Raw genomic sequence first — 12,938 nt, 5'->3', positions numbered from 1 at the left:
CTGATATGAATTCCGGAATTATTCCGAAACAACCATTTCACGGTTCGGATCAGCAGCCCATTCGGTCATGGAACCATCATACATCGCGGTGTTCTTGTTGCCCATCACTTCGGACAGACCGAACCATGCGACCGATGCCCAGTGACCGGTATTGCAATAGGTGATTTCCTTGGCATCCTTGTCGACACCGGCATCCGAAACCAGCGTTTCAATCACGTCCGATGCAACAAATGCACCGTCCTGATCGCTATAGAATTCCGACTGCGAAATGTTCTTTGCACCCGGAACCGCACCGGCACGGGCAACAACGCCGCTTTTGGTTTCGCCCTTGAACTGTGATTCCGGACGGGCATCAATCAGCGCAACACCGTTTTCACGTGCCTTGGCAACGTCTTCTGCCGTGGCAAGAAGTTCCGGACGGAAATTGACATTGAACGCAACCGCATCAGGTGCGACCGCATCGGTCGAAACCGCCTTGCCTGCGGCAAGCCATGCGCGCTGGCCACCATCAAGAATGGTTACCGCATCATGGCCCAGAACCTTGAAGGTCCAATAAACACGGGTTGCAGCCCCGAAGTCCGAGCTGTTCTGACCGGCCGGGACAACCACGACCTGTTTGTCATTGTCGATGCCAAGCGACCCGATGCGCTTTGAAATCACATCCAAAGGCGGCAACATGCCGACAACATCATTGACCTTGGCACGCCAGCCGAACTTGCCATAAGGCGCATAAACCGACCCCGGGATGTGACCGGCGTCATAGGGGCTGCCTTCCTTGGTCATCGAACGGATATCAACAACCACCAGCGACGGATTATCGAGGTTTGCTTCAACCCAGTTGGCATCAACCAGCGGCTTTTCCGTCAGGCGCTCGGCCTGGGCAGCATTTCCAGCAAAGGCAAATGCCACCACTGCAACAGCAGAAAGAATGAGAGAGCGCATGGGGCCTGTCTCCATATGTCGAAAAATTCATGAAACTGTGAAAGAGATGTAATCACCCACAGAAAAATGTCAATATTTCAATTAATACACCATTTTTTTGTTGTTTATATGTGCATTGGAGATTGGCACTATCATCACACAACCTAACGGTGCAGATCCCAAGGATATCATTCATGTGCAATTCCGAAATCTGGGAAGATGACCTTCTGGGCCGCAAGAAAGATGCGGATTTTCTAATCCACCTCCTGCTAACAAAAAGCACGCAGATGGCAAACACCCCAGAATCACCATCCTACGTAATCAATATTGATCAAGGTTGGGGCGCCGGGAAGACTTTCTTTTTAACACGGATGCGAAAGCAACTCGAAAATGACGGTCACGCGACATGCTACATTAATGCTTGGGAAGATGACTTTAGTGAAGATCCAATGATCCCAATCATAGCTTCACTTGACCGACAACTACTTGCGATAGGACATGAAACATCCGAAAAATGGAAACTAGCAAAATCACACCTATTTGTATTGGCTAAAGCCTTTGGGAAACATGCCGCAATAGGGATTGTAAATAAGATTACCGGGATCAGCTTACCTGAAATTGCAGAAGAACTCGACATCAAGGATGACATCGTAAATATCAGCGAAAAGGCCAGTAGCGAGGCGACCGACAAAATATTAAGTAATTTTCGCAAGAACAAGAAACACTTCAACGAGTTCAAATCTGCATTTTCTGCAGTCACAAAATCGCTGAGAGACTCCGGTCACAACGGCCCACTATTTATCCTCATAGATGAACTTGATCGCTGTAAACCAACCTACGCAATTACTTTACTTGAACGTATTAAGCATCTTTTCGCAGTTGAGGGTGCCGTTTTTGTTATAGCAACTGATAAGCAGCAACTCGCTCACTCTATCTCAGCAGTTTACGGCGAGAAGTTTGATGGCTCACGCTATCTTCGCAGATTTTTCGACAGCACATATCACTTCACCGACCCATCCATGTCAGACTTTGTAAAACTGCTACTTTCGTCAAAAAACATTCCGACGGAGAAGATTGCAGCTCCATTTGACACGGATATCGTTGAATTTATTGTGAACTGTGCAAAATCCTACTCCCTCACCCTGCGAGACTTGGAACAATGTCTTGAATACACATCAATAATTACATCACTCTGGAGATACACCACTAAAATACAACTAGCATACCTTCTCCCATTAATATTCTCTGACTATGCTGGGAATACGGAAGAGTTCAAACAATTATGCTCACGCGAATTGGGACAATGGTTCATTAATTGGGAAAAAGATCGAAAAGATATATCTTCTAATTTTTACTTCACCAGCACCTATCTTGATAGAAGTACACACAGTTACAAAACATCACGTATCGACTTCCCAAATTATTTGACGGAATTGCTCGACAAATCAGGCAGAGACTTGCACAAACTGGCTGAACTGTCGCAACAAGGCCCTCTCAACGGGCCAATATACAGATTGCTACATGAGGAATATATGTATGACATACTCCCGCAAAGTTCGAGAGACGGAACAGCCGAATATAGCAGGATATTACAGTATCCAGTGTACGTAAGAAACGCTCGACACTTAACCTCTGAGTAGTCTAAGGCCTTAAATTATTCAGATAACGGGCAAACTCGCGTGCAAAGGCATCCTGGGTTTCCCGGGTACGCAAGGCTGGCGGGCGGGTCAAAAACCCGTGCAGGGACGCGATGACAAATTCCGCCACCGCCGATGGTTCGATATCGGTTCGCACGGTTTTGTTGAATTGCGCCTTGCCGATCTGCGATGCCAAGCCACGCCGCCAATAGCGGTAAACACCGTCAATCCGTTTGCGCAATCCTTCGTCAAGTTCGCCTGCCCCCGATGCCAACCGTGCCAGCGGGCAGCCGCCTTCAAGCAGTTCGGGCGCATCATGACGGCCAAGACGGTCGACCTGCCCCATCATGACCGGCAGGATGTCATCCACATCTTCAAGCTCGTTCAGCCACACCTGATCGACATAGCCGGGCAGGCATTCCTCGATCACCGCATTGACCAGCTTGGCCTTGCCGGAAAAATGATGATACAGCGCCCCTTTGGTACAGCCGCTGACATCCAGGATATTGGCAATCGATGCCCCGCCAAAACCGGCCCGGCGGATTTCGCCAAACGCCGCATCAAGAAGTTTCTGACGGGTCAGATCGGGATCGCGCACCCGCTTGGGCACAAGTGCGCCTTCTGACAGCGCGTCGACCTCCATGCTTTCATCCACCTCAAGCGTCCCGTCATCATATTGATCATCCGCACGGGTGATCCGCGAAAGTGCCGCTGTGATGCTGAATGGTTCTTTGGTCATTGCGCCAATCTGAAAATGACTGCTGAAACGAAATTATTGATAAGTTTCAGGTTCCTCTCTTTTCGCGCACTGGTCAACCTGACTACCTGTATATTGCATGCGCTGTGTGACATGATCGATGACGCAGCCCCTTGCAATTCAATGCAAAGCATACTCTATTGTTGGAAATGCTCGTTTATGGGCGCGCCCCAATTACCCGTCGGACATGCAGATGCAGCTTGATTCCATCGCCTTTGTCGCGGCCGAGACCAAAATCGCACAGGATGCGATGTATCGGCTGAAACATCGTTATGGCCACATTGCGCCCGATAAGGCCGATGTGATTGTCGCCCTTGGCGGGGACGGCTTCATGCTTGAAACCCTGCACCGCTATATGGGCCGGAAAGTTCCGATCTATGGCATGAACCGCGGCACGGTCGGTTTTCTGATGAATGAATTCCGCGAGATGGATCTGATTGATCGCATCACCGAAGCCCAGACCGTCGAACTTCACCCCCTTCAGATGGAAGCCCATACGGTTTCCGGCGAAAGCATGTGCGCGCTTGCGATCAACGAAGTTTCCCTTTTGCGTGAAACCCGTCAGGCCGCCAAATTGCGCATCAAGGTCGACGGGGTTGAACGTCTGGCCGAACTGGTTTGTGATGGTGCACTTGTCTGCACCCCTGCGGGCAGCACGGCCTATAACCTCTCGGCCCATGGTCCGATCCTGCCGATGGGCAGTGGTTTGCTGGCCTTAACACCCATAAGCCCGTTTCGCCCGCGTCGCTGGCGCGGGGCGTTGCTGCCGCACGGGGCCGAAGTTGTCTTTACCATCGAAAACCCGGAAAAACGCCCGGTTTCTGCCGTGGCCGACTATACCGAGGTCCGCGATGTGTCCCATGTGAAGATCCGCGAAGATCGCAACATGAAGATCAAATTGCTGTTTGATCCAGAACATAATCTCGAAGAGCGTATCCTTAAGGAACAATTCGTCGAATGACCACCGCCGCACTTGCACCGTCACAAGACACCATCGACTGGTGCCGCAAACTGATTGCCCACCCGTCGGTCAGCATGACCCCGAACATGGCCCTGATCGAAGAAGTCAAAGCCTTCCTCGACGGGCTGGGCTACGAAACCCTTGTTGTTCGCGATGACAGCAACACCAAGGCCAATCTGTATGCCACCATCGGTCCGGCCGTGAATGGCGGCGTCATTCTGTCAGGTCACAGTGACGTGGTCCCGACCGAAGGCCAGAACTGGGCATCCGATCCCTATGACATCGATATCCGCGACGGCAAACTTTATGGCCGCGGATCATGCGACATGAAGGGGTTCCTGGCGTGTCTGCTGGCCAAGGCCGAAACTTTCAAAAACGCCGATCTGCGCGTGCCGATCCATCTGGCCTTCACCTATGACGAGGAAGTCGGATGCCTTGGCGTGCCAAGCCTGGTCGAGGCGATCAACAACCTGCCCCACAAACCCGCCATGTGCATCGTTGGTGAACCGACCGAGATGAAGGTCATCACCCAGCATAAGGGCAAATATTCCGCCCGTGCGCATTTCACCGGCCGGTCGGGGCATTCGTCGCTTCCGGGCGAAGGTGTTAACGCTGTTGAGTTCGCCTCGGAATTTGTGGTCTTCCTGCGCAAGCTCGGCCGTCAATGCCGCGATGAAGGCCCGCATGACGATGAATTCACCCCCAATCACACCACCTTCCATACAGGCGTGATCAAGGGCGGCACCCAGTTGAACATCATTCCGCAAAACTGCTTTGTCGATTTCGAATTCCGCAATCTGCCCAATGATGATCGCGACGCGCTTAAGGCCAGGATTTTCGATTATCTCGACAATACGTTGATCCCGGAAATGCGCGAAACCTATGCCGATGTCGGGGTCGAGATCGAAGTCATTTCCGACATGCCCGGTCTTGCCACCGGCGATGACGAGGAAGTCACCAAACTGGTCATGGCGCTGACCGGCGCCAACACGACGGGCAAGGTCAGCTTTGGCACAGAAGCCGGGGTCTTTTCCGCCATGGGGGATATTCCGACCGTGGTTTGTGGTCCGGGCAATATCGAACAGGCCCACAAACCTGACGAGTTCATCGAACTTGACCAGCTGGGCCGCTGCGAAGTGTTTCTCGATAAATTGCTGGCCGTTCTGGTCAAATAACCGGCCAGATCACAGCACAAATACAAAAAGGGCTGCGAATTTCGCAGCCCTTTGTCGTTTGGCACATTATTGCTGAATCAAACCAGATTGGCTTCAAAGAATTCCGCCGTGCGCGCATTTGCCGTATTGGCATCGGCTTCGTCATAATGCGCCCCGCCCTTGCGCGCAAAGGCGTGATCGCGCCCCGGATAGATATGAAGCTCGGTCAGCGGATGATCGCCAAGTGCTTCCTTGATCACGTCCTGGGCCTCGGCCGGGATATATTCATCATTGCCCGCCAGATGCACGATCAGCGGCTTTTTGATGTTATCGGCTTCATTCATGTAATTATTCATGCCACCGCCATAATAGGCGGCAAAGGCATCGCCATCGGTCCGCGTGGCCGAAAGGAAGGTCAGCAATCCGCCAAGGCAGAAACCAACGACCCCGACCTTGCCATTGGCCCCTTCGATCCCGCGCGCGGCCTTCATGGTCGCGGCAATGTCTTCAACGCCCTTATCAACATCAAATGCCTGATAATAGCCAAAGGCCTGCTTCCATTCTTCTTCGGTCTGATCGGTGATATCAATCCCCGGCTCGATCCGCCAGAACAGGTCCGGACATACCGCGATATAGCCCTGCTTGGCATAATCATCGGCAATGCCGCGCATCACCGCATTGACGCCAAAAATTTCCTGGATAACCACAACAACCGGTGCCGGAAGCTTCGCCGGCATCGCCACATAGGCCTCGAAATTCCCGTCCGGGGTGCTCACAGCAAGCTTTGTCATCGCAATCAACCTCCTTGTTTTGATCTTTGTGCCCAATCAGTTATGCCCTGATTGTGACATCACAAGGTCACAGGATCAAAAAACCGGCTTCATGGATGCAAACGCCACCGCGGTTCAGGAATGCGGCCCGGTGAATTCGGCGGCCATGTGATGAAGCTCGTGCCACAGGCTGTCGGCAAAGCTGCGCAGGACCGTGATTTCAAAACTGTCGCGATCAAGGCGCGTGACCATCGCCCCGATATGCCCGATCTGGGTCATTGCCGATTGCCCGACGCCAAAGATACCTTCATCAAGGTCAATCATCACCCCCTTGGCCAGAACATCACATACCCGCGCCCCCGTAAGGCGCAACCGCACCCGGCCATGGGTCTGATCCGAAACGGCGAATTCGCCCGGAAGCTGCCCGGCGATTTCGCCAAACCGGCCTTGCGACACATCATTTTCCCCGACCCAGAACCACTGACCGGGCGACAATACCCGAAGCTCCCCGCCCAGATCCGGCGCAATCGCATCCAGCATCTTTTGAAGCTGCTGCTGACGGGTCTGATCGATTGTTCCTGTCGCCTGCCCCAGAACATGAAAGACAAAGCCCGTTCTGACCGGCGCAATATGGATGGCGCCATGCGCCTGCCCGTCCGGCATGGCGGCAAAGGGCGATACGTTATTTAACGGAGAATCACGCATGGAGCTTCTCATTCTCTGGATCGACAAAGGCCGGATTGCACAGGATGCCGGTAATGCTGGTCCCGGCCAGACCGTTCCAGATGACGACTTCCTCGCCATATCGCGCCGGGCCATTTTTCACCAGGGCCAGACCAATCGCATGACCAAGGTTTGGCGAATAACACATCGACGTCACATAGCCCTGATCATTGGCAAGGCTGACCTCATCCCCGATTTTCAGGATATGCGACCCGGTCGCGAATTTATCCGCCGGTGATTTCGGCTTGATGCCAACAAGTGCCGGGCGCATCGGGTCAGCAAGCCCTTCGCGCATATTCATCACCCGGCCAATGAAATCATCCTTTTTGGCCGATACCATCCGCCCCATGCCAAGATCGGCGGGCGTCACCGTGCCATTGATCTCGGCATGGGTGACATGACCCTTTTCAATCCGCATGACGCCAAGCGCCTCGGTGCCATAGGGCGCAATACCAAATTCCTTGCCTGCCACCATGATGGCATCGGCAACGCTTTCGCCATATCCGGCCGGAACCGCGATTTCATAGGCAAGCTCGCCCGAAAACGAAATTCGGAACAACCGCCCGGTCAACCGCCCGCCAAACATCGAAACGTCACGGGCCGCCAGGAACGGGAAGGCATCATTTGAAATGTCGTCATCAATGATTTTGGCCAGAACATCACGCGCCCTTGGCCCGGCAATGGCCATCTGCGCCCATTGATCGGTCGCCGATGCCAGCCGCACATCAAGATCGGGCCACAAAACCTGCGCACAGAACTCAAGATGGGTCAAAACCCCCGCCGCAAGGGCGGTTGTGGTGGTCATGAAGTAATGATTTTCGGCCAAACAACTGGTCGTGCCGTCATCATACACAAAGCCATCCTCGCGCAGCATGATGCCATAGCGCGCCTTGCCAACCGGCAGCTTCAGGAACGCATTGCAATAAACCCGGTTCAGGAATTCTGCCGCATCCGCACCAAAAATCTCGATCTTGCCAAGGGTCGAAACATCGCAAATCCCGACATTTTCGCGCACATTCATGACTTCGCGATCGACACTGTCGCGCCAGAATGTCTCGCCGTCTTTCGGGAACCAGCTTGATCTGTACCAAAGCCCGGTTTCAACAAATTTCGCCCCGTTGCGTTCGGCCCAGCCATGCAGCGGCGATTTGCGCACCGGCTGGAATTCGAACCCCTTCGATGCGCCAACAAGTGCGCCAAACGACACCGGCGTATAGAACGGGCGGAATGTCGTGGTGCCAATCTCGCCGGGCGACACACCCTTGTTTTGGGCAAGGATGCCAATCGCAATCACATTCGATGTCTTGCCCTGATCGGTCGCCATGCCGTTGGTGGTATAGCGCTTGGCAAGTTCAACGTGATCATACCCTTCGCGCATCGCAAGATTGATATCACCCGCCATCACATCGTTCTGATAATCAACAAATGCCTTGCCCTTGCTGGATGGCACCGACCAGATCGCAACCGTTCCCTGCGCAATATCATCGGCTGTTTGCGTATCGGGCAAACCTGCTGGCGCGGCATTCAGTCCAAGTGCATTCAATACCGAAACTGCGGCCGTCGCACCGGCGACAAAGCACGATGCAATCCCGGCCTTTCCGGCAACCGCCCCGGCCGGCACCATGCCATCGCAATTTTCGGGCGGCATGAAACCGACATGTTCATCCGACCAGACCGGCCTTGCCCCGCGATGACAGGCCAGATGCACAATCGGGCTATAACCGCCCGAAACCGCCAGCGCATCAACCGCAATCATTTCATCACGGCCATCATCATGACGCACGGCAATTGATTTGATCGCCTTGCGCCCCGCCGTATCACGAACCATGGCCCCAGCAATCAGGCGTGCCTTGCCGCCATAATCGATATCGGGGCATTTGCGCGGATCAATGATCGCTGCGACCTCGATCCCCCTTGCCTCAAGATCCATCGCGGTCTGATAGGCCTGATTGTTATTGGCAAAAAGCGCAACCCGCTTGCCCGGTGCGACACCAAACGCATTCAGGTAGGTCCGCATCGCGCCCGCCGTCATCACGCCGGGCCGATCATTGCCGCCAAACACAATCGGGCGTTCCTCGGCCCCGGTGGCCAGAATGACCTGCTTGGCAACAATGCGCCAAAGCCGTTCCATCGCCCGGTCGGGATTGATCGCCGCGTCAGACAGATGCTTTTGCACCCGCTCGACCGCGGCAAAGACCTGATCGTCATAGGCCCCGAAAACGGTGGTGCGTTTTTTCACCTCGACATTGGGCAGGGCATGCAATTCCCCCACCATATCGGCCAGAACCGCATCGGCGGGTTTATTGCCGATCATCCCGCCTTCGGCCAGCATCCCGCCGCCAAGTTGCGCGCCCTCATCGGCAATGATCACCCGTGCCCCTGCTCGTCCGGCGGTCAGTGCCGCGGCAAGCCCGGCCGGACCGGCCCCGATCACCAGAACATCACAATGCGCCCAGCATTTTTCATAAGACCCCGGATCGGGATCATAGCTTGCCCGGCCAAGACCGGCGGCCTTGCGGATCAGCGGTTCATAAACCTTTTCCCAGAATGCCGCGGGCCACATAAATGTCTTGTAATAGAACCCGGCACCCAGCAACGGCCCCAAAAGACCATTCATCGCCCCGATATCAAAATCCACATTCGGCCAGCAATTCTGGGATCGGGCTTCAAGCCCGTCAAACAGTTCCGCCATGGTCGCCCGCGTGTTGGGATCACGCCGCCCATCGCGCCCGATGGTCAAAAGTGCATTGGGTTCTGCCGCCCCGGCGGTCAGAATGCCACGCGGGCGGTGATATTTGAAACTGCGCCCGACCAGTTGCCTGCCATTGGCAAGCAAGGCCGATGCAACCGTATCCCCGCCAAAACCGCGAAGTTTCTCGCCGTTAAAGGTGAATTCACGCACATCATCGCGGTCAATCAGCGTGCCGCCATCAATCCGAAAACTGGTCATGCCCGGCCCTCCGATTTCAGGGTACTGGCATCAACCACATCACCGGTTTCATGGGTGACCGTGTTGCGATCCAGCACCAGCCAGCGACGGCACCCGCCCGAATGGTGCCAATATTCCCGATGCTGCCCGCGCGGGTTGTCGCGCAGATAGACATGATCAAACCACACGCTTTCATCGGCACCGGCGGCTGGACGCGGGGTTGGCACCTCGCCACGGATGGTAAATTCCTCACGGGGACGAAGACCGCAATGGGGACATTTGACAAGACTGCTCATTTCCAAATTCCTTTGCGGCTTAGTGCAGGTTGGCCTGGGCACCAACGCCCTTTTCATCAAGCAGATAACCGCGTGCAAACCGGTCCATGCGAAATGCGGTCGCGGTTTCATGCGGGGTATCGGTCGCCAACAAATGAGCAAAGCAATATCCAGATGCCGGGGTCGCCTTGAACCCGCCATAACACCACCCCCCATTGAAATAGAGGTTGGAAAGATGGGTCCGATCCATGATCGGCGATCCATCCATGCTCATATCCATGATCCCGCCCCAACTGCGCAGGATACGCACCCGCGACAATGCCGGGATCATCGCCATTCCGGCCTCGGCCACATGTTCGACACAGGCAAGGTTGCCGCGCTGGGCATAGGAATTATACCCTTCGATATCCCCGCCAAACACAAGCCCGCCCTTGTCCGATTGCGACACATAAAAATGCCCGGCCCCGAATGTGACGACCGTATCGATAAACGGCTTCAACCCCTCGGACACAAACGCCTGAAGCGCGTGGCTTTCAATCGGAAGACGCATATCGACCATCCTTGCGACATGGCTTGAACTGCCCGCCACCGCCATCGCAAGCTTGCCGCACTTGATCACCCCGCGTGTGGTTTGAACACCGGTGATCTGATCGCCATCGCGGTCAATTGCCGTGACTTCGCAATTCTGGATGATATCCACACCGTTCTGATCAGCCCCGCGGGCAAATCCCCAGGCCACCGCATCATGGCGCACCGTGCCGCCACGCGCCTGCATCAAACCGCCCATGATCGGGAAACGCGCATTGTCGTAATCCAGAAATGGCAGCTTTTCACGCACCTGATCACGATCAAGAAGGTCTGCATCAACCCCATGCAACCGCATGGCATTGCCACGCCGGGTATAGGCATCGCGCTGTGCATCGGAATGATACAGATTGATCACCCCGCGCTGGGATACCATGGCGTTGAAATTGAAATCCTGTTCCAACCCTTCCCACAGCTTCATCGAGAATTCATAGAACGGGTTATTGCCTTCCAGCAGGTAATTCGACCGGATGATCGTCGTGTTACGCCCGATATTGCCTGATCCCAGATAGCCCTTTTCAAGAACCGCAACATTGCGGACGCCAAACACCTTGGACAGGTAATAGGCCGTCGCCAATCCATGCCCGCCACCGCCAATGATGATCACATCATAACGGGGTTTCGGGTCCGGATTGCGCCAGGCCGGTTTCCAGTTCTTGTTCTTGGAAAAAGCATTGCCAAGCAGTGACAGGGCTGAATAACGCATCTTTGATCTTTCGCTGTTGCCCGCAACGGGTACCAGCTGATCTTGACAGAGACACAATTTCCAGCTTGTCTAAAAAGGACATCTAATAACATATTTGGGACATCACATCCGATGCCGCCAAATGCGCGATCAGGGGCATGCGATGACATCTGGCACGGACAGGGAAAAGCTCAGGGATACGCACAGAGACAGGGACGAGGACACGCAAACCCAAACCAGCGCCAATCCCAACCCGGCCTTCCCGCTCGCCCGGACTGCCTACCAGTCGGCCAAGTCCGCCCAGTCTGCCAAGCCCCCCTCATCCAGGCCTGATGCCCATTCCAACGCCCCTGCCGGGCCGACTGCATTCCCGGCCCCGCAACATATCGGCTTTTTCCTGCTGCCTGATTTTGCGCTGATGTCCTATGCCTCGGCGATTGAACCGTTACGTGCGGCCAATCTTCTGGCCGGGCGCCCGGTCTATAAGATCCTCAATTATTCGGCGACCGGCGGCAATGTGCTGTCATCGACCGGGACCATGGTGCCGACCACGCCGCTGGCCCAGGCCCCGACCAGCCTGCACAGCCTGTTTGTCTGTGCCGGCGGCCACCCGTCACAATGGCAGGCACCGGGCATATTGCCCGGTCTTCGCAAACTCGCACGCTGGGGGGTGCGGATGGGCGGCATTTCAAGCGGGGCCTATGTTCTGGCGGCTGCCGGGCTTCTGGGGCAGCGGCAATTCACCATCCATTGGGAACACGCCCCGGCTTTGATCGAAGCCTTTCCCGATCTGGAACCAAAACGCGCCCGCTTTGTCATTGATGGTGATCGCATCACATGCGGCGGCGGGGTCGCACCGCTTGATATGATGCATGCCATGATCGCGCAACATCTGGGGTCGGATTTCGCCACCCGGGTGTCGGACTGGTTTCTCCATACCCAGGTCGGCACATCAACCGGCTCACAGCGCGCATCGCTTGCCGAACGCTATAACGTGCATCATCCGGGACTGTTGCGGGTTCTCGAAAAGATGGAAACCACCATCGAAGACCCGAAATCCCGCGAAGAAATGGCGCGGTTTGCCCGCCTGTCGACCCGTCAGCTTGACCGCCTGTTTGATCAGCATCTTGGAAAATCGTTTCTTGAAACCTATCGCCAGGTGCGTCTGGACCATGCCAACCGGCTTCTGACCCAAAGTGCGCTGACCATTTCCGAAATCGCCTTTGCCACCGGTTTTTCCAATAGCAGCCACTTCTCGCGCAGCTACAAGGCAACCTATGGTGTCACGCCCAGCATGGCACGCGGCGACTGACCATTCCGCCCCATCCCCCGTTCGGCAAGGCCCCCTATCCAACCGAGGGGTGCATTCCCCTGCACGCGATTTCGATAGAATCGGCACGATTCCACGAGTCTGCATATTTGATATGCATCATTTTTCAACGACTATTTTTTAAACATTTATCCTGTGACGGATATCGTATTTTTATTATCTAATTGTTTTTATTATATTTTTTGCAACGCACAATAAAAAACACATTTGA

Annotated in this window: 11 protein-coding genes; 4 read left to right on the top strand and 7 right to left on the bottom strand. The window is 54.7% G+C overall.

The features are described 5' to 3' along the window. Positions 1 to 18: 18 nt before the first annotated feature. A complete protein-coding gene (locus WA429_RS15685; protein WP_287466467.1) occupies positions 19 to 942 on the bottom strand; it encodes a sulfurtransferase in 924 nt (307 codons plus the stop codon). A 173-nt stretch (positions 943 to 1,115) separates the two neighbouring features. On the opposite strand from WA429_RS15685, the gene WA429_RS15680 reads away from it, so the two are divergent. Next, positions 1,116 to 2,561 carry a KAP family P-loop NTPase fold protein gene (locus tag WA429_RS15680; RefSeq protein ID WP_287466468.1) on the top strand — a complete coding sequence of 482 codons (1,446 nt, stop codon included), beginning with the start codon at positions 1,116 to 1,118 and terminating at the stop codon, positions 2,559 to 2,561. Position 2,562: 1 nt separating this feature from the next. On the opposite strand, the gene WA429_RS15675 is transcribed toward WA429_RS15680, so the two are convergent. Next, positions 2,563 to 3,297, bottom strand: a complete 735-nt coding sequence (locus tag WA429_RS15675; protein ID WP_287466469.1) for a TetR/AcrR family transcriptional regulator — start codon at positions 3,295 to 3,297, stop codon at positions 2,563 to 2,565. 211 nt (positions 3,298 to 3,508) lie between these two features. Between WA429_RS15675 and WA429_RS15670 the strand changes: the two genes are divergently transcribed. Then, positions 3,509 to 4,276 carry an NAD kinase gene (locus tag WA429_RS15670; protein WP_068517051.1) on the top strand — a complete coding sequence of 256 codons (768 nt, stop codon included), beginning with the start codon at positions 3,509 to 3,511 and terminating at the stop codon, positions 4,274 to 4,276. After that, a complete protein-coding gene (gene argE / locus WA429_RS15665; protein WP_287466470.1) occupies positions 4,273 to 5,451 on the top strand; it encodes an acetylornithine deacetylase in 1,179 nt (392 codons plus the stop codon). Before WA429_RS15670 ends, argE begins: the two co-directional genes overlap by 4 nt. Before the next feature lie 77 nt (positions 5,452 to 5,528). Here the strand turns inward: argE and WA429_RS15660 are convergent, their stop codons facing one another. The 5 genes from WA429_RS15660 to WA429_RS15640 all read right to left on the bottom strand — a co-directional run bounded on the left by WA429_RS15660 (position 5,529) and on the right by WA429_RS15640 (position 11,418). Next, the gene (locus WA429_RS15660; protein WP_101247845.1) at positions 5,529 to 6,221 is read right to left on the bottom strand and encodes a dienelactone hydrolase family protein; all 693 of its coding nucleotides are present in this window, start codon (positions 6,219 to 6,221) and stop codon (positions 5,529 to 5,531) included. 114 nt (positions 6,222 to 6,335) lie between these two features. After that, entirely contained in the window at positions 6,336 to 6,905 is a 570-nt protein-coding gene (locus tag WA429_RS15655) for a sarcosine oxidase subunit gamma (RefSeq protein WP_287466471.1), read from the bottom strand. Further along, positions 6,898 to 9,873 (bottom strand): sarcosine oxidase subunit alpha family protein, encoded by a 2,976-nt coding sequence (locus WA429_RS15650; protein WP_287466472.1) that lies wholly within the window; start codon positions 9,871 to 9,873, stop codon positions 6,898 to 6,900. Before WA429_RS15650 ends, WA429_RS15655 begins: the two co-directional genes overlap by 8 nt. Next, entirely contained in the window at positions 9,870 to 10,148 is a 279-nt protein-coding gene (locus tag WA429_RS15645; RefSeq protein ID WP_068517047.1) for a sarcosine oxidase subunit delta, read from the bottom strand. The genes WA429_RS15650 and WA429_RS15645 overlap by 4 nt, the downstream gene beginning before the upstream one ends. 19 nt (positions 10,149 to 10,167) lie before the next feature. Next, positions 10,168 to 11,418 carry a sarcosine oxidase subunit beta family protein gene (locus tag WA429_RS15640; RefSeq protein WP_287466473.1) on the bottom strand — a complete coding sequence of 417 codons (1,251 nt, stop codon included), beginning with the start codon at positions 11,416 to 11,418 and terminating at the stop codon, positions 10,168 to 10,170. Between the two features lie 142 nt (positions 11,419 to 11,560). Here WA429_RS15640 and WA429_RS15635 point away from each other — a divergent pair, with 142 nt between their 5' ends. Continuing rightward, a complete protein-coding gene (locus WA429_RS15635; RefSeq protein ID WP_287466474.1) occupies positions 11,561 to 12,709 on the top strand; it encodes a GlxA family transcriptional regulator in 1,149 nt (382 codons plus the stop codon). Positions 12,710 to 12,938: the final 229 nt, after the last annotated feature.

Origin of the sequence: Thalassospira sp. CH_XMU1420-2, assembly GCF_037029325.1 — a bacterium.
In the GTDB taxonomy this organism is placed as follows: domain Bacteria; phylum Pseudomonadota; class Alphaproteobacteria; order Rhodospirillales; family Thalassospiraceae; genus Thalassospira; species Thalassospira povalilytica.
This window is presented reverse-complemented; position numbering and strand designations above follow the sequence as displayed.